Raw genomic sequence first — 16,221 nt, 5'->3', positions numbered from 1 at the left:
CGCGCCACGCCGACACGCGCGGCATTGACGAGAGCGCGGGCGCGGATGCACGTCCTCGGCAGAAAGGAGCCCGGCGGCGGTTCGCCGGCGCAGCGACAGGGATCAGCGTGCCCCAGCCGAAGGGACGTCGCCGCGGGGTGACGATCATCGACGTCGCGAAGAAGGCCGGCGTGTCGCCGATGTCGGTCTCGCGCGTGATCAACGGCGATCCCGGCGTGCGCGAGGAGACGCGGGTGATCGTCAACGCGACGATCCGCGAGCTCAACTACACTCCCAATCTGTCGGCGCGCAGCCTGGTCACCTCGCGCGAGATCCGCATCGGCGTGATCTACGCCAACCCCAGCGCGGCGTTCATGAGCGGCTTCCTCGCGGGCGTGTTCGAGGAGGCCTCGGCGCGCGCGGCGCAGCTGATCCTGCTCAAGGGCAAGCAGGGCGGCGTGCCGACCCACGCCGAGATCGAGCAGCTGATCGCCTCGGGGATCGGCGGGGTGATCCTGACCCCGCCGCTCGGCGAGTCGGGGGCGGTGCGCCAGATCCTGCGCGACGCGGGGCTGCCGATGGCGGTGGTGGGCGGGCGCGTGCCCGACACGATCTCGGTCGGGATCGACGATCACCGCGCCGCGCACGACATGACGCGCCACCTGATCGCGCTGGGGCACCGGCGGATCGGCTTCATCGTCGGCAACCCCGGCCAGTCCGCCAGCGCGGAGCGGCTCGCCGGTTTCACCGAGGCGGCACGCGCGGCGGGGGTGGAGTTCTGCGTCGCGCAAGGTGATTTCAGCTACGCCTCGGGGCTAATCGCGGGCGAGCGGCTGCTCGATGCGCCGTCGCCGCCGAGCGCGATCTTCGCCAGCAACGACGACATGGCGGCGGCGGTGGTCTCGGTCGCGCACCGCCGCCACCTCGACGTGCCGCGCGATCTCACCGTGACCGGGATCGACGACAGCATCGCCGCGACCACTTTATGGCCGCCGCTGACGACGATCCGCCAGCCGGTGCAGGAGCTCGCGGGCGAGGCGCTGCGGCTGCTGATCGACGAGATGCGCGCGGCGCAGGGGAAAGCCGCGCGCAGCGTGTCGCGCGTGCTCGACCATATGCTGGTGGAGCGCGAGTCGACCGCGCCGCCGGCGAAGGAATGACGGCAGCGGATCAGCCGCGCCACTCGTCGCGCAGCAATCCCCACAGCACCGTGTCGCGCACGCCGATATGAGTCTCCCACTCGGCGCGTAGCAGCCCCTCGCGTCGGAAGCCGAGCGACTCGAGCAGTCGGTTCGAGCCGACATTGTCCGGATCGGTGTCGGCGAAGACGCGGCGATATCCCTCGGCGAACAGCCGCCCGATCACCGCGCCGACCGCCTCGCGCGCATAGCCGCGCCGCTGCGCCGCCGGGACCAGCAGATAGCCGATCTCGGCCACTCCCGGGCGCTTCTCGCCGGCCGCGACGAAGCCGATCGCCGTGTCGTCCTCTGCCACCGTCACCGCCCAGGCCCGCCAGCTCCCGTTGTCGCGCTCGGCGAGATAGGCACGCAGCGCGGCGACCGACTCGACCGGCGCGTGCGACCACCAGGTCATCGTCGCGGCATCGCCCATCGCGGCGAACAGCGCCTCGGCATCGTCGGGCACGCGCGCGCGCAGCACCAGCCGCGCGGTCGCGAGCCGCGGCGTCACCCGCCCAGCGCCTCGACCAGCGCCTGCACCTTGCGCTGGCGCCATTGCGGGGTCGGCGCGATCAGCCAATAGCCGAGCCGCGACGGCATCGCCTCGCCGACCACGACGAGCCGCCCGGCGGCGATGTCGCGGGTCGCGAGCAGCTCGGGCACGGTGGCGCGCCCCAGCCCCGCGGCGGCGGCGTCGATCGCCAGCCCCGCGTCCCCGACGCGCACCTGCGGCGCGCCGTCGCCCGTGGGGGCGCCGGGCCAGTGGATCACCGCCGCCGCGCCGCCGCCCGCACGCTCCACTGTCACCAGCCCCTCGCTCTCGATCGCCTCGCCTTCCAGCGCGCCCGGGCCCTCGCCCCAGCGGATCGCGAGGTCGAGATTGGCCTCGGTGAAATCGACATTGTCGTCGGCCGCGACCAGCGCGAAGCGCAGCTCGGCGTCGCCGGCGGCGATCTCGGCGAGGCGCGGCAGCAGCCACTTCTCGGTGACGTCGCGCGGCGCCGCGATCGTCAGCGACTTGGACGACTGGCCCGCCTGCATCGCGCGCACCGCTTCCTCGAACTCGAGGAAGCCCTGGCGCAGCGGCGCGAGCCCTGCCTCGCCCTCGGGGGTCAGCTCCAGCCCCTTGGTGGTGCGGCGGAACAGGACGACGCCCAGCGTGTCCTCCAGCGCGCGGATCTGCTGGCCCACCGCGGCGGGGGTCACCGCCAGTTCGTCGGCGGCGCGGGTGAAGGAGAGGTGGCGCGCCGCCGCGTCGAGCACGCGCAGCCCGTTGAGCGGCAGGTGGGTGCGCTTCACTCCGCCACCGCCGGCGCGGTCAGCGCGAAGCGCGGGATGGCGACGTCGAACAGCTGCCCGTCCTCGGCGATCATGCGATAGCTGCCCTGCATCGCGCCGCTGGGCGTGGCCAGTGGGCAGCCCGAGACATAATCGTAGCTCGCGCCCGGCGCGATCAGCGGCTGCTCGCCGACGACGCCCTCGCCCTCTACCGTATGGCGCGCGCCATTGCCGTCGGTGATGACCCAGTGGCGCGTGAGCAGCTGCACCGCGCCCTCGCCGTCATTCTCCAGCCGGATATGATAGGCCCAGAACCAGCGACCGCGCGCGGGCTCGGACTGTTCGGGCAGATAGCTGACCGAGACCCGCACGGTGACCGTCCCGGTCGTAGCGGCGAGCGGGAACAGCGCCTCCATGCCGATCGCGGTCATAGGCCGACCTGCCGGAGCGCCTGGTCGAGATCGTCGATCAGGTCCTGCGGGTCCTCGAGCCCGACGTTGAGCCGCAACAGCCCCTCGGTCACGCCCATCTCGGCGCGCGCCTCGGCGCTGACGCCGTAATGGGTGGTGGAGGCGGGGTGCGTCATCAGCGAGCGAGAATCGCCGATATTGTTCGAAATGTCGATCAGTTCCAGCGCGTTGAGCAGTGCGTGCGCCTGCGCGCGATCGGCCACCTCGAAGGCGAAGATCGGGCCGGTCGCGACCATCTGCGCCATCGCCAGCGCGTGTTGCGGGTGGCTCGGCAGGCCGGGATGCAGGATCCGCGGCACGCGGCCCTCGAGGAAGCGCCCGACCGTGACTGCGTTCTCCGACTGGCGACGGACGCGCAGGTCGAGCGTCTCCAGCCCCTTGAGCACGACCCAGGCGTTGAAGGCGCTGAGCGTCGGCCCGGTGTTGCGCGTGAAGGGCAGCAACGTGTTGGTGATGAAATCCTCGCTGCCGCACACCGCGCCGGCGAGCACGCGGCCCTGCCCGTCCATCATCTTGGTGGCGGAATAGGCGACCACGTCGGCGCCGAACTCGAGCGGGCGCTGGAGCGCGGGGGTGGCGAAGGCATTGTCGACCACGCTGACGATCCCGCGCTCGCGCGCGATGCCGCACACGGCCCTGAGGTCGACCACATCCATCGTCGGGTTGGCGGGGGTCTCGAAGAAGAAGACCTTGGTGTTGGGCCGCACCGCCGCCTCGAACGCACCCGGATCGCGCGCATCGACCGTGGTCGACTGGATGCCGAAGCGCGGCAGCAGGGTGTCGACCAGCCAGCGGCACGAACCGAAGGCGGCGCGACCGGCGACGACATGGTCGCCCTGCTGGAGCTGGCACAGTAGGGCCGCGGTCATCGCCGCCATGCCCGTCGCCATGGTGCGACACGCCTCGGCGCCCTCGAGCAGCGCGATGCGGTGTTCCAGCATCTCGACGGTCGGGTTCTGCAGGCGGGAATAGGTCATCCCTTCCTGCTCACCGGCGAAGCGTGCCGCGGCGTCCTCGGCACAGTCGTAGCTGTAGCCCGAGGTGAGGAAGATCGCCTCCGAGGTCTCGCCGAACTCGGATCGGGCGGTGCCGCCGCGCACCGCGAGGGTGGCGGGGCGCCAATGCTGGGTGACCGACCGGTCCTGTCCGCTACGCCGCTTCATGCGCGCACGCTTAGCCCCCGGCGGCGCGCGGAGACAAGGGGCAGCGCAGGGGGGAGGCTTGTCGCGGCGGCCACGCTGCCGCAAGGGAGCCGGGTGTTCCTGCGCGGGCAGGAACCCAGGGTGATGACCCGCCACGCTCGCTGCCCTGGGCTCCTGCGTGCGCAGGAGCACGGGTGAGGAAGTTGATGGCCGCACGCGACGAGACGGTGACGACGCCCCGCCCCTGGTTACTCACGCTGGCGATCGCGCTCGCCGCCGAGCTGCTGTTCCTGTTCCGCGTCACCGTGCCCGACAAGCCGGTGTTCGACGAGGTCCATTACCTGCCCGCCGCGCGCGCGCTGCGCGATCTCAGCGGCCCCGCCAATATGGAGCACCCGCTGCTCGCCAAGGAGCTGATCGCGCTGGGGCTGCGGCTGTTCGGCGACGCACCGCTGGGCTGGCGCGCGATGTCGACCGTGGCGGGCAGCGCGACGATCGCGGGGGTGTTCGCGCTGACCTGGCTGCTGACCGGGCGCACCCGCGCCGCGCTGACCGGCGCGCTGCTCGCGCTGCTGGGCTTCACCGTCTACGTGCAGGCGCGGATCGCGATGCTGGACACCTTCCTGCTCGCCTTCCTGCTGTGGGGGATCGTGCTGCTCACCGCGGCGATGCGCGACGGCAGCGTGGCGCGCTGGACCGCGGGCGCGGCGCTGCTGGGGCTCGCCACCGCGTGCAAATGGGTCGCGGCGCCGTACGTGGCCGCGGCGGCGGTGACCTTCGTGCTGATGAAACGCGAGCGGCCCGCGCGCTGGCCGGGGCTCGGCGCGGTGCGCGCGCTGGCGCTGCTGGGCGGGGTGTCGATGGCGGTGTATTTCCTCACCTTCGCCCCCGCCTTCTTCTACGCCAACGAGCCGATGACGGTCGCGCGGCTGCTGCCGTTCCAATGGGACATGTACCTGCGCCAGACGCAGAAGCTGCCGCAGCACACCTATCAGTCGGACTGGTGGACCTGGCCGCTGCTGATCCGCCCGATCTGGTACCTCTACGAGCCGGTCGACGGGGCGCAGCGCGGCATCATCCTGCTCGGCAACCCGGCGGTGATGTGGGGCGGGCTGGCGGCGGTGGCGGTGTGCTACTGGGGCTGGGTGAAGCGCGGATCAGCGCGGCTGCTCGCGCCCGCAATGCTGTGGACCTTCGCGGTGGGGATCTTCGCGATGATCCCCAAGTCGCTGGGCTTCTATTATTACTACTATCCGGCGAGCGTGTTCCTCAGCGTCGCGCTGGCGGTGGCGCTGGACCATTGGCGCGCGCGGCTGGGGTGGTGGGACGAAGCGTATCTGCTGCTGGCGTTCGCGCTGGCGCTCTACTTCCTGCCGGTGCTCACCGCTGCCCCGCTGGCGCATGCCGCAGCCTTCCACCGCTGGACGTGGTTCCCGAGCTGGGTGTGAGGGGCGCGCGCGGCGGCTGCGGCGCTCGCCGCTCTGGCGTCATCCTGAACTCGTTTCAGGATCCACTGTACCGCAGGCGCCACCGACACTGAGTCGGCGGCACAAAGGATCCTGCAACGACATCAGGGTGACGCCGACAGGAGAGCAGCCGTTGGTTCCGCGGACGCCACCGCCCTCACAATCCCGCCAGCACCGCCTCGCCCATCGCGGCGGTGCTCGCGTCACCGCCCATGTCCGGCGTGCGCAGCCCGCACCCCAGCGCCGCGGCGACCGCCGCCTCGACGCGGTCCGCCGCCGCGTCCTGCCCGAGCGAGTGGCGCAGCAGCATCGCCGCCGAGAGGATCGCGGCGCACGGATTGGCCTTGCTCTGCCCCGCGATATCGGGCGCCGAACCGTGGATCGGCTCGTACAGCCCCTTGCCCGCGCCATCGAGCGCGGCCGAGGGCAGCATGCCGATCGAGCCGACGCACATGCTCGCCTGGTCGGACAGGATGTCGCCGAACAGATTGCCCGTCACGATCGTGTCGAACGCGCCCGGGTTGCGCACCAGCTGCATCGCGGCATTGTCGACGTACATGTGAGTCAGCTCGACCTGCGGATAGTCCGCCGCCACCTCGATCACCACGTCGCGCCACAGCTGCGACGTCTCCAGCACATTCGCCTTGTCGACCGAGCAGAGCTTGCCGCGCCGCTTCGCCGCGGTCTCGAAACCGACACGCGCGATGCGGCGCACCTCGTCCTCGTCATAGCGCATCAGGTCGTGCCCCTCGCGCTTGCCCTCGGCGGTGATACCGCGGCCCTTGGCGCCGAAATAGACGTCACCGTTGAGCTCGCGCACGATCACCAGGTCGATCGCCCGCGCCACCTCGGGCTTGAGCGTCGAGGCGTCCTCCAGGCCGGGGAAGATCCGCGCCGGGCGGAGATTGGCGAAGGTGCCGAGATGCTTGCGGATGCCGAGGATCGCCTGCTCGGGGCGCAGCGCGCGCTCGAGCGAGTCGAACGCCGGGTCACCCACCGCGCCGAACAGCACCGCCGCGGCGCGATCGGCCAGCGCCAGCGTCTCCGGCGGCAGCGGGTGGCCGCTGGCGCGATAGGCCGCGCCGCCGACGGGCGCCTCCTCAAAAGTGAGGCCGAGGTCGAGCGCCTCGAGCACGCGGCGCGCCTCGCGCGTCACTTCGGGGCCGATGCCGTCGCCGGGCAGGATCGCGATCAGTGTGGAGTCGGTCATGCCGCACCGCATGGCGCGGCGCGCGCGCTCACGCAACCGCCCGTGCAAGCCGCGCCACCAGCCGCTCGCGCGCGGCGAGCAGGTCGCGGCGGCGATCGACCAGCACGTCGCGCGCGAGGAAATGCCCGGTGAGCGCCAGCGCGGCGAGCACCTCGTCCCAGCTCGCGACCCCGCCCGAGAGCAGGAACGGTGGCAGCGCGAGCAGCCGCGCTTCATAGCCGAGCGCGCCGGCGCGGCTCACCGCGGCGCCGCTGCGCGGGCTGACATAAGCGAGATCGTCGCGCGCGCCGGTGACGGTGCAGCCGCTCAGGTCGAGCCCGAAGCCGAGCTCGGCGAGCAGCAGCAGCTCGTAGCGCGCGACGCTGCCGGCCCAGCCCTGCGCGCTCGGCGCCGCCTCGATCGCGTCGAACACCGCGGCGAGCGCGTCGTGGAGTCGCGGATAGGGTTGCGCCTCGGGCAAGGCGCCCGCGGTGAGCGCGCACAGCCATTCGATCGCGGCGGCGGGCAGCGGCTGGGCGAACAGCGGCGCGCGGCTGTGCACCAGCTCGACGGTGAGCGCGGCGAGCTGCTCGTCGCTGCGCGCGCGCCAGTCGCCGCGGACGACGTTGCCCGGCTGGAGCGACGGGCGCAGCCGGCGCGAGTGACCGCCGCGAACATAGCCGGGGCGCACCCCGTCGTCGCGGGTGAAGCCGCGCACCACCGCACCATGCTCGCCGTGCGCGCGGGCGGAGAGGACCAGAGCGTCGGCGGCGAGGTGCATCGCGCCTAGATAGGCGCCGCCGCGCGCGCGTGCATCATCGAGCGTGACGACCGTCCTCACAATCGTTTGCAGGCCGCGACGATGACCCGATCCGGCGACGGCGGCGGCGGGCAACGCCGGTGCCACGGCGCGAAAATCACCTTAGACCGCAGCTTCGCCGCACTAGTTGCGAACAACTCGCATCTTACCCGCGGCGGCGACGCGGCGCCCCGCCCGGCTTGTCGCGACCGGCCGGGTGATGTTGAAGCCCGGCGGACCATTCCGGGGGGAAGCCGTATGCAGATCAAACGCACATGCCAGATCGGCGCCGCGGTGATACTCGCCGCGATGCTGCTGGTCACGCTCATCACCGCAGTGCAGGTCTCGATCATCCGGGTGGGTGGGCCGCTCGATCACGCGGCGGAGCTGGTCGACGACTTCAGCGCCTCGGTCGCCCCACCCGAGGCCACGCTGATCGAACCGCATCTGGAGACGTCGCTGCTGCGCCAGCATCCCGAGACGCTGCCGCAGCGGCGCGCGTCGCTCGCCCGGCACGAACGCGCGTACCAGGCCAGCGTCGCGCGCTGGCGCGGCAGCGACCTCGATGCGACGTTGCGCGAGGGGGTCGAGCGGATCGCGCGCCCCGCCTCGGCCTATTATCGCGAGCTGGACGACGTCTACCTGCCCGCGCTGGCGCGCGGCGACACGCGCGTGGCGGAGACCAGCTACGCGCGGCTCAGCGACCTCTATCAGCGCCATCGCGTCGCGGTGGGAGACCTCGTCCGGCTGGCCAATGCGGCGCGCGTGGAGATCGACCATATCTCGACGATCCGGCTGCACACCACGATGACCGTCCTGGGCCTGCTGGCGGTCGCGCTGATGGTGATCATCGTCGCCGGGGTGACGCTGCTGTTCCGCCATCTGCTCAGTCCGATGCTCGCGATCGCGGCGGTGACCAAGCGGCTCGCCGACGGCGAGCTGGAGCTGACGCTGACGGGGAGCGATCGCGACGACGAGATCGGCGTGCTCGCGCGCGCGATCGAGGCGTTCCGCGGCGCCGCGATCGAGCGGCGCGAGTCGACGCGCTCCCAGGCGACGACGGTCGAACGGCTCGCGGGTGCGCTCGACAGCCTCGCGCAGCGGCGGCTGACGCTGCGGCTGGGCGACGCGCTGCCGGGCGATTATCGCGCGATCGCGCGCTCCTATGACACCGCGGTGGAGCAGCTCTCGCACGCGCTGACCGAGGTGCGCGAGACCGGCGAGATGGTGCGCGCCAGTTCGGCCGAGATCCGGCTCGCCTCCGACCATATGGCGCAACGCACCGAGCAGCAGGCCGCGAGCCTGGGCGAGACCGCCACCGCGATGCACGAGATCACCGCCTCGGTGCGCCAGACCGCGACCGGCGCGGGTACCGCGCGTCAGGCCGCGCGCACCACGCGCGAGGAGGCCGAGGAATCGCGGCGCATCGTCGAGGCCGCGGCGGCGGCGATGGACACGATCCGCCACACCTCGGCCGAGATCGGCGAGATCATCTCGGTGATCGACGGCATCGCCTTTCAGACCAACCTGCTGGCGCTCAACGCCGGGGTGGAGGCGGCGCGCGCGGGGGACACCGGGCGTGGCTTCGCGGTGGTGGCGGCGGAGGTGCGCGCGCTGGCGCAGCGCTCCGCCGAGGCGGCCAAGGACATCAAGGCGCGCATCACCGCCTCCACCGAGGAGGTCGCGCGCGGGGTACAGCTGGTCGACAGCGCGGCCGATTCGCTCAAGCGGATCATCGCGCGGGTGGGCGAGATCAACCAGCTGATCGTCGAGATCGCGCGCTCCGCCGAGGAGGAAGCGGCGCGCTTGCAACAGGTCAACGACGCGGTGTCGAGCATCGACGGGGTGACCCAGCAGAATGCCGCGATGGCGGAGCAGGCGACCGCGGCGGCGCGCGGCCTGACGGACCAGGCGGACCTGCTCGCGCGCGAGATCGCGGCGTTCGACCTCGCCGCGAGCGCGCCCCCGCCGCCGCCCGCGCGCCGCCCCGAGCGTGAGGCGCGGGCGCTGATCCGCGCGGTGTGAGCGGCCGCGCGGTTCGGTTTGCGGGCGACCAAGCAAGCGCAGATCGCGCGCGCGGTCCGATCCTCATCGTCGCTCGCGGCCCGACGCCCGCCGGCGCGCGCGGCTCGGTCGCGGGAAGCGGACGCCAGCGCGTGTCAGCGCGCGTGGTAGAAGTCGTAGACCTGCTGCGCCACCGCCGCGCTCACCCCCGGCGCCTTGCGCAGGTCCTCCAGGCTGGCATTGCGCACCGCGCGGCCGGTGCCGAAATGCATCAGCAGCGCCTTCTTGCGCGCCGGGCCGATGCCGGGGACCTCGTCGAGCGGGCTCGCGCCGATCGCCTTGGCGCGCTTGGCGCGATGCGCGCCGATGGCGAAGCGGTGCACCTCATCGCGCAGCCGCTGGAGATAGAAGAGTAGCGGCGAGTTGACCGGCAGCGTCAGCTCGCGCCCGTCCATCAGGTGGAATATCTCGCGCCCCTCGCGGCCGTGGTGCGGCCCCTTGGCGACGCCGACGAGGCATACGTCCTCGATCCCGAGATCCTCCAGCACCGCCTTGGCGGCGTTGAGCTGGCCGCGACCGCCGTCGAGCAGCACCAGGTCGGGCCAGGCCTCGCCGTCGCGGTCGGGGTCCTCCTCCAGCGCGCGCGCGAAGCGGCGCTGGAGCACCTCGCGCATCATCGCATAATCGTCGTCGGTCGCGGCCTGTTTGATGTTGAACTTGCGATACTGGCCCTTGCGGAACCCTTCCGGCCCCGCGACCACCATCGCGCCGAGCGCGTTGCTGCCCTGAATATGGCTGTTGTCATAGACTTCGATCCGGTCGGGCGAGTCGCCCAGCTCGAACAGCTCGGCCAGCTCGCGATGCAGCCGCGCCTGGGTCGTGCTCTCGGCGAGGCGGCGCTCCAGCGCCTCCTGGGCGTTGCGGCTGGCCTGATCGAGCAGCCGCTTGCGCACGCCGCGCTGGGGCACGGTCAGCTCCACCTTGCGCCCGGCCTGCTCGCACAAGGCCTGGGTCAGCAGCTCGGCCTCGGGCAGCAGGCGGTCGATCAGGATGGTGCGCGCGGGCGGCACCTCCTCGTAGAATTGCATCATGAACTGGGTGAGCACCTCGTCCTCGGGCACGTCGGCGGTGTGCGCGGGGAAGAAGCTGCGGTGGCCCCAATTCTGCCCGCCGCGGATGAAGAAGGCCTCGATCCCGATCAGCCCCTCGTGGCTGGCGAGCGCGAAGATGTCGGCGTCGCCCACCCCTTCCGCGTTGATGAACTGCGAGCCCTGGATGAAGGTGAGCGCCTTGAGCCGGTCGCGCAGCACCGCCGCCAGCTCGAAATCCATGTTCTCGGCCGCCGCCTGCATCTGCGCGCCCAGCTTGGCCTGAACGTCGGTGGCCTTGCCGGCGAGGAACTTCTTGGCGTCGCTCACCAGATCGGCATAGCCGGCGGTGTCGATCCGGCCGACGCACGGGGCGGAGCAGCGCTTGATCTGGTAGAGCAGGCAGGGCCGGTCGCGCGTCTTGAAGAAGCCGTCGGTGCAGCTCCGCAGCAGGAACAATTTCTGCAGCGCGTTGAGCGTGTTGTTGACGCTGCCCGCGCTGGCGAAGGGGCCGTAATAATCGCCCTTGGCGCGGCGCGCGCCGCGGTGCTTCTGGATGCGCGGGAAGTCGTGGTCGGCGCGCAGCAGGATGAAGGGGAAGCTCTTGTCGTCGCGCAGCAGCACGTTGTACGCCGGCCGGTAGCGCTTGATCAGCTGCGCCTCGAGCAGCAGCGCCTCGGCCTCGTTGTTGGTGGTGACGATCGTCATCGATCGGGTCTGCGACACCATCCGCTGGAGCCGCTTGGGCAGGCGCTCGACCTGGACGTAGTTGGCGACGCGGTTCTTCAGCGCACGCGCCTTGCCGACGTAGAGCACGTCGCCCTTGGCGTCGTGCATGCGATAGACGCCGGGCTTGAGCGGCAGCGTCTTGAGCACGTTGCGGATCGCCGCCTCGCCCGCCTTGAGGTCGGGGGCGTCGGCGCCGCGGATCGTGAAGGTGGCCTGCGCCTCGTTGAAGCGGTCGGGTGGGCCGTAACTGCCGTTCATCGCGGGCGATCTAAGGGCTGGCGCGGCGCGGGACAACGGGGTGGGTGCACGACGTGCGCGTCCTCCCAGTGCCGTCATCCTGAACTCGTTTCAGGATCCACCCTCCCGCGCACGCTCCCGCATCTGGGTGCGCGGCACCGTGGATCCTGAAACGAGTTCAGGATGACGGAGGAAGAAGAAGCGGGAGCGAGCGGATCGCGGCTTCCTACTTCCCCCCGCCCTTCACCCAGGCGCCGATCTTCGCCTCGAGCACCGGCATCGGCAGCGCGCCCGTGTCGAGCACCTGCGCGTGGAAGGCGCGCGCGTCGAAGCGGTCGCCCAGCTTGGCCTCCGCGTCCGCCTTGAGCCGCGAGATCGTCAGCTGGCCAATCTTGTACGCCAGCGCCTGCCCGGGGATCGCGATATAGCGCTCCACCTCGGCGGTCGCGTCGGTGCGCGCCATCGGCGAGTGCGAGAGCATGTAGGCGATCGCCTGATCGCGCGTCCAACCCTCGGTGTGGATGCCGGTGTCCACCACCAGCCGCATCGCGCGCAGCATTTCGTCGTTGAGCCCGCCCATGCGCTGATAGGGGTCGGTCTCCATGCCCAGCTCCGGCCACAAGGTTTCGGCATAGAGCGCCCAGCCCTCGACATAAGCGGTGTTGCCGCCGAAGCGCATGAAGGCCGGGAGTGACTCATTCTCCTGCGCCAGGCTGATTTGGAAGTGATGCCCCGGCACTGCCTCGTGCAGGTACAAGGTCTCCATCTCCCACATGTAGCGGACGGGGAGATCGTAGGTGTTGTAGTAGAACACGCCCGGCCGCGACCCGTCGGGCGTGCCCGACTGATAGGAGCCGCCCGCGTCGGTCTTCTCCTTGAACGCGGGCACCGGCCGGATTTCGAGCGCGGTGCGCGGGATCAGCGAGAATTGCTCGCGCACGCGCGCGTCGACGCGCCGCCCGATCGCCTCATAGCCGAGTCGCAGCTGCTCCTTCGACGAGGGCTGGAAGCGTTTGTCCTCGCGCAGGAAAGTGAAGAAGTCCGCGAGCGAGCCGGCGAAGCCGACCTTGGTCTTCTGCGCCTCCATCGCGCGCGTGATCCGCGCCACCTCGCTGAGCCCCAGTTCGTGGACCTTCTCCGCGGAGAGCGGCAGCGTCGTGTTCGACTCGATGAGATTGGCGTAGAGCTTATCGCCGCCCGGCATCGCCGAGAGGCCGACGGTCTCGCGCGCGGCGGGTAGATAGTCGCGCTGGAGGAAGTCGCGCATCCGCTGCTGCGCGGGATTGAGCACCTCGGCGATCTGGCGCGCATAGGCCGCGCGCAGCCGCGTCTGCTCGGCGGCGGGGATGGCGGCGGGGAAGGTCTTGACCGGGCCGTAGAAGGGCGAGGCGGCGGCATCGCCCTCGAGCAGATGGTCGAACTGCGCGATCATGTTGCGCACCACCAGCTTGGGCTGGACGATGCGCGCGCGCATGCCCCCGCGGAAGCGCGCGATCGCCTGGTCGAGCAGCTCGGCGTAGCGCGCGTTGCGCTTCAGGTTGTTGTCATAGTCGGCGACGGTGTTGAACGGCGCCGCGCCCTGCCCGGAGGCGAGCTCGGGGTAGAAGGTCTGCAACCCATAGAAATGGTCGAGCGGGCGGACGATGTTGAGCGCGACGAGATCGGGCGCCAGACCGCGCAGGTTGACCGAGCTCTGCTGCTGGAACACGTCATAGGCGATCTGGTCGGTGCGGGTGAGCTTGGCGCGATCGATCCGCGCGAGCGCGGCTAGATCGCTCTGCGCGGCGGCGCGCTCGGCGGCGATGTACGAGTCGGAGAAAGGGTCGCCGAGCCGGTCGGCGTAGCGCAGGTCGCCGCGGAACAGCGCGTTGACCGGGTTGCGCTTCAGCGAGGCCTCGTCGCTCGCGGCGAACAGCGCCTTGAGCTTGGCGTCCTCGGCGGAGTCGCCGGGCGCGGCGGCGGTGGGGGCCGCCTGGGCGAGCGCCGGCAGCGGCGCGGCGAGGCCGGACGCGAGCAGCAGGGCGACGGCGAACGGGCGCGACATCAGGTCACCTCGGGTGTGGAATGGTGTGGGATCATGGAGGCCGAGGCGCGGTGATGCACCGAAGTGCGTGCCCGCACCATCCACCTTCCGTCATGCTGAACTCGTTTCAGCATCCACGGTGCGGCGGTCTCAGCTGCCGCGGCACTCGCGGGACGGTGGATCCTGAAACAAGTTCAGGATGACGCCGGTGCGTGGGACGGACAGAGCGCCTTCCCTCAGGCCGCAGCCAGTGGCACGCGCTCGGTCAGCACCATCGCCGCTGTGCTCTGGCGAACGCCGGAGCCCGGGATCGCGGGCGATGCTCGTCGTGGCCCTGCGCTCCGGCGTCCGCAGGAGCACGCTAGCGGCGGAGGGACGCGCAAGACGCCCCCACCCGCTCAGTTGAGCCGACCCACTCCGGCGATGGCGCGATCGACCAGCGCCTTGTCGCTCTCCGCGCCGTGGCGCTCGGCGATCAGCGCGGCGGCGGCGGCGGCGGCGGCCTCGGCGGTGCGCGCGCGCACCTCGGCGATCGCGGCGCGCTCGGCGGCGGCGATCTTGTCCTCGGCCATGCGCGCGCGGCGGTCCATCAGCTGCTCGGTGTCGGCCTTGGCCTTGGCGACGATCTCGGCGGCCTCGTGGTGCGCGTTCTCGCGCATCTTGGCGGCATCCGCCTCGGCCGAGCGCGCGCGCGCGGCATATTCGTCGCGCAGCGCCTCGGCCTCGCGGCGCAGCGCCGCGGCCTCGTCGAGCTGGCGGCGGATCTCGCCGATGCGCTGGTCGAGCATCGCCGCGATCGTCTTGGGCACGCGGACCAACACCATGCCGATCAGCACCACCAGCGCGGCGATGCCGACCCAACCGGTGTCGTTGAAGCCCAGCGCGGTCGGCGCGACGTGGTCGCCCGCGCCGCCATGCTCGGTCGAGGCGGCATAGCCGCTGCCGTTGGCGAGGTCGTGCGACTCCAGACCCTCGGAGGCGGGGCCCTGGGTCGGTTCGGCGGGGGCGTTAGCCATGGTTCAGCTGCCTGCGCACCGCCTCGTTGGCGGCCTCGGTGGGGACGGCGACGCCGGCGAGGCGCTGCACCAGCTCCTGCGCCGCCTCGGTCGCGATCGTCTGGACGTTGACCATAGCCGCCGCCTTGGCGTTCGCCACCGCGACGTCGTGGTGCGCGACGCGCTCGGCGAGGTCGGCGTCGGCGTGGCGCAGCTGCGCCTCGGTCGCGGCCGCGGCGCGCGCCTTGGCGGCGGCGACCTCGGCCTGCGCCGCGGCGCGCGCGGCGTCCATGTCGGCGTTCCACGCCGCCTCGGTCGTGTCGGCCGCGACGCGCGCGCTCTCCGCGCTCGCGAGATCCTGCGCGATCTTCGATTCACGCAGGTCCATCACGCCCTGCACCCTGGGCACCATCAGCTTGCCGATCCCGAAGTACAGGATGCCGAAGGTGATGAGCAGCCAGAAGATCTGCGAAGCGTAAGTGGCGGCGATCTGACTGATTTGAGGCATGGTGATCCGCTATCCTTGCGGCCCCGCCCGGTGGTCGGGCGGGGCTGGTCCGTCGGCGTCAGGTTACGCGACGAACACCAGGATGATCATCGTCACGAAGGCGAGCAGGCCGAGCAGCTCGGCGCCCGCGAAGCCGATGAAGAGGCGGCCCTGCTGACCGTCGGCGGCACCCGGGTTGCGCAGCGCGCCCTCGAGGAAGGCGGCGAACACGTTGCCCACGCCCAGCGCGGCGATGCCCATGCCGATCGCGGCGAGACCGGCGCCGAGCAGCTTGGCGGCGTTTGCGTCCATGTCAGTAACTCCCGTTCAGAAACAATGGTGGGTGAGGAAACTCAGTGCAGGTTGACCGCGTCGTTGAGATAGACGCTGGTCAGCAGCGCGAAGACATAGGCCTGGATCGCCGCGACCAGCAGCTCCAGCAACGTGATCCCCAGCATCAGCACGAAGCTGGGCACGGTGATCAGCACCGCATAGCCCGGCCCGAGGTTGATGCCGTTGATCACGAAGGCGGCGAGCACCTTGAGCAGGATGTGCCCCGCGGTCATCGCGACGAACAGTCGCAGGCCCAGCGAGAAGGGGCGCACCAGGAAGCTCATCAGCTCGACCACGAAGATCAGCGGCACCATCAGCGCCGGCGTGCCGTGCGGCACGAACAGGCTGAAGAAGTGGAAGCCGTGGCGGCCGAAGCCGACGATCAGCACGATCGAGAAGCTGATGATCGCCAGCACGCCGGTGACGGTCAGGTGGCTGGTGACGGTGAAGGGGTGCCAGCCCGGCACGATGCCGACCGGCATGAGGCCGAGGATGTTGGCGAACAGGATGAACATGAAGAGCGAGAAGACATAGGGCACGAAGCGCTTGCCCTCGGGCCCGACGTTCGACGTCAGCATGTTCTGGACGAAGCCGGTGAAGCCCTCGACCGCGGCCTGCCAGCGGCCGGGCACGAGCTCGCGCTTCATGCCGCCGAGCATGAACAGCCACAGCACGACCAGCGTGATCACCATCCACAAAGCGGAGTTGGTGAACGACACGTCATAGCCGCCCACGATCCAGCGCTGACCGAGCACGGGCTCGATCAGGAACTGGTGCATCGGATCGATCTTGCCGCCTTCTGCCGCCACGTGCTGGTCCCTGCG

The 16,221-nt window shown here is 71.1% G+C and carries 15 protein-coding genes; 3 read left to right on the top strand and 12 right to left on the bottom strand.

Annotated elements, in window-relative coordinates:
* Positions 1–107 precede the first annotated feature (107 nt).
* The gene (locus tag EV292_RS11245; protein WP_132909280.1) at positions 108–1,139 is read left to right on the top strand and encodes a LacI family DNA-binding transcriptional regulator; all 1,032 of its coding nucleotides are present in this window, start codon (positions 108–110) and stop codon (positions 1,137–1,139) included.
* Between the two features lie 10 nt (positions 1,140–1,149).
* Here the strand turns inward: EV292_RS11245 and EV292_RS11240 are convergent, their stop codons facing one another.
* The 4 genes from EV292_RS11240 to EV292_RS11225 are packed head-to-tail and all read right to left on the bottom strand — an operon-like array spanning position 1,150 to position 4,068.
* Positions 1,150–1,713: a GNAT family protein gene (locus EV292_RS11240; protein WP_132909279.1), complete on the bottom strand. Its 564-nt coding sequence runs from the start codon at positions 1,711–1,713 to the stop codon at positions 1,150–1,152.
* A complete protein-coding gene (locus tag EV292_RS11235; protein WP_132909278.1) occupies positions 1,665–2,456 on the bottom strand; it encodes a LysR family transcriptional regulator in 792 nt (263 codons plus the stop codon). Before EV292_RS11235 ends, EV292_RS11240 begins: the two co-directional genes overlap by 49 nt.
* A complete protein-coding gene (gene apaG, locus EV292_RS11230; RefSeq protein ID WP_132909438.1) occupies positions 2,453–2,851 on the bottom strand; it encodes a Co2+/Mg2+ efflux protein ApaG in 399 nt (132 codons plus the stop codon). Before apaG ends, EV292_RS11235 begins: the two co-directional genes overlap by 4 nt.
* Positions 2,852–2,862: 11 nt before the next feature.
* Entirely contained in the window at positions 2,863–4,068 is a 1,206-nt protein-coding gene (locus EV292_RS11225) for an aminotransferase class I/II-fold pyridoxal phosphate-dependent enzyme (RefSeq protein ID WP_132909277.1), read from the bottom strand.
* Positions 4,069–4,241: 173 nt separating this feature from the next.
* Here EV292_RS11225 and EV292_RS11220 point away from each other — a divergent pair, with 173 nt between their 5' ends.
* Positions 4,242–5,495 (top strand): glycosyltransferase family 39 protein, encoded by a 1,254-nt coding sequence (locus EV292_RS11220; RefSeq protein ID WP_243693719.1) that lies wholly within the window; start codon positions 4,242–4,244, stop codon positions 5,493–5,495.
* 175 nt (positions 5,496–5,670) lie between these two features.
* On the opposite strand, the gene leuB is transcribed toward EV292_RS11220, so the two are convergent.
* Both leuB and recO read right to left on the bottom strand, forming a co-directional pair.
* Entirely contained in the window at positions 5,671–6,723 is a 1,053-nt protein-coding gene (gene leuB / locus EV292_RS11215; RefSeq protein ID WP_132909276.1) for a 3-isopropylmalate dehydrogenase, read from the bottom strand.
* A 28-nt stretch (positions 6,724–6,751) separates the two neighbouring features.
* Positions 6,752–7,483, bottom strand: a complete 732-nt coding sequence (gene recO, locus EV292_RS11210; protein WP_132909275.1) for a DNA repair protein RecO — start codon at positions 7,481–7,483, stop codon at positions 6,752–6,754.
* 276 nt (positions 7,484–7,759) lie between these two features.
* On the opposite strand from recO, the gene EV292_RS11205 reads away from it, so the two are divergent.
* Entirely contained in the window at positions 7,760–9,526 is a 1,767-nt protein-coding gene (locus tag EV292_RS11205) for a methyl-accepting chemotaxis protein (RefSeq protein WP_165927079.1), read from the top strand.
* A 134-nt stretch (positions 9,527–9,660) separates the two neighbouring features.
* Here the strand turns inward: EV292_RS11205 and uvrC are convergent, their stop codons facing one another.
* From uvrC to EV292_RS11175, 6 genes are all read right to left on the bottom strand, one after another.
* A complete protein-coding gene (gene uvrC, locus EV292_RS11200) occupies positions 9,661–11,580 on the bottom strand; it encodes an excinuclease ABC subunit UvrC (protein WP_132909273.1) in 1,920 nt (639 codons plus the stop codon).
* Positions 11,581–11,785: 205 nt separating this feature from the next.
* The gene (locus tag EV292_RS11195; protein ID WP_132909272.1) at positions 11,786–13,603 is read right to left on the bottom strand and encodes a DUF885 domain-containing protein; all 1,818 of its coding nucleotides are present in this window, start codon (positions 13,601–13,603) and stop codon (positions 11,786–11,788) included.
* Positions 13,604–13,980: 377 nt separating this feature from the next.
* A complete protein-coding gene (locus EV292_RS11190; protein ID WP_132909271.1) occupies positions 13,981–14,598 on the bottom strand; it encodes a hypothetical protein in 618 nt (205 codons plus the stop codon).
* Positions 14,591–15,085, bottom strand: coding sequence for an ATPase (locus EV292_RS11185; RefSeq protein WP_132909270.1), 495 nt, complete (start codon positions 15,083–15,085; stop codon positions 14,591–14,593). Before EV292_RS11185 ends, EV292_RS11190 begins: the two co-directional genes overlap by 8 nt.
* A 63-nt stretch (positions 15,086–15,148) precedes the next feature.
* Positions 15,149–15,376, bottom strand: coding sequence for a F0F1 ATP synthase subunit C (locus EV292_RS11180; protein ID WP_019515901.1), 228 nt, complete (start codon positions 15,374–15,376; stop codon positions 15,149–15,151).
* 41 nt (positions 15,377–15,417) lie between these two features.
* The gene (locus EV292_RS11175; protein ID WP_132909269.1) at positions 15,418–16,206 is read right to left on the bottom strand and encodes a F0F1 ATP synthase subunit A; all 789 of its coding nucleotides are present in this window, start codon (positions 16,204–16,206) and stop codon (positions 15,418–15,420) included.
* Positions 16,207–16,221: the final 15 nt, after the last annotated feature.

Origin of the sequence: Sphingomonas sp. BK235, assembly GCF_004345855.1 — a bacterium.
In the GTDB taxonomy this organism is placed as follows: Bacteria; Pseudomonadota; Alphaproteobacteria; order Sphingomonadales; family Sphingomonadaceae; genus Sphingomonas.
This window is presented reverse-complemented; position numbering and strand designations above follow the sequence as displayed.

Bases quoted from the DNA above. Each gene is read 5' to 3' on its own strand.
- EV292_RS11240 (WP_132909279.1), bottom strand. From the start codon at position 1,713: ATGGCGCCAGCGCAAGGTGCAGGCGCTGGTCGAGGCGCTGGGCGGGTG.
- apaG (WP_132909438.1), bottom strand. From the start codon at position 2,851: ATGGAGGCGCTGTTCCCGCTCGCCGCTACGACCGGGACGGTCACCGTG.
- EV292_RS11225 (WP_132909277.1), bottom strand. From the start codon at position 4,068: ATGAAGCGGCGTAGCGGACAGGACCGGTCGGTCACCCAGCATTGGCGC.
- leuB (WP_132909276.1), bottom strand. From the start codon at position 6,723: ATGACCGACTCCACACTGATCGCGATCCTGCCCGGCGACGGCATCGGC.
- recO (WP_132909275.1), bottom strand. From the start codon at position 7,483: ATGCACCTCGCCGCCGACGCTCTGGTCCTCTCCGCCCGCGCGCACGGC.
- EV292_RS11205 (WP_165927079.1), top strand. From the start codon at position 7,760: ATGCAGATCAAACGCACATGCCAGATCGGCGCCGCGGTGATACTCGCC.
- uvrC (WP_132909273.1), bottom strand. From the start codon at position 11,580: ATGAACGGCAGTTACGGCCCACCCGACCGCTTCAACGAGGCGCAGGCC.
- EV292_RS11195 (WP_132909272.1), bottom strand. From the start codon at position 13,603: ATGTCGCGCCCGTTCGCCGTCGCCCTGCTGCTCGCGTCCGGCCTCGCC.
- EV292_RS11190 (WP_132909271.1), bottom strand. From the start codon at position 14,598: ATGGCTAACGCCCCCGCCGAACCGACCCAGGGCCCCGCCTCCGAGGGT.
- EV292_RS11185 (WP_132909270.1), bottom strand. From the start codon at position 15,085: ATGCCTCAAATCAGTCAGATCGCCGCCACTTACGCTTCGCAGATCTTC.
- EV292_RS11180 (WP_019515901.1), bottom strand. From the start codon at position 15,376: ATGGACGCAAACGCCGCCAAGCTGCTCGGCGCCGGTCTCGCCGCGATC.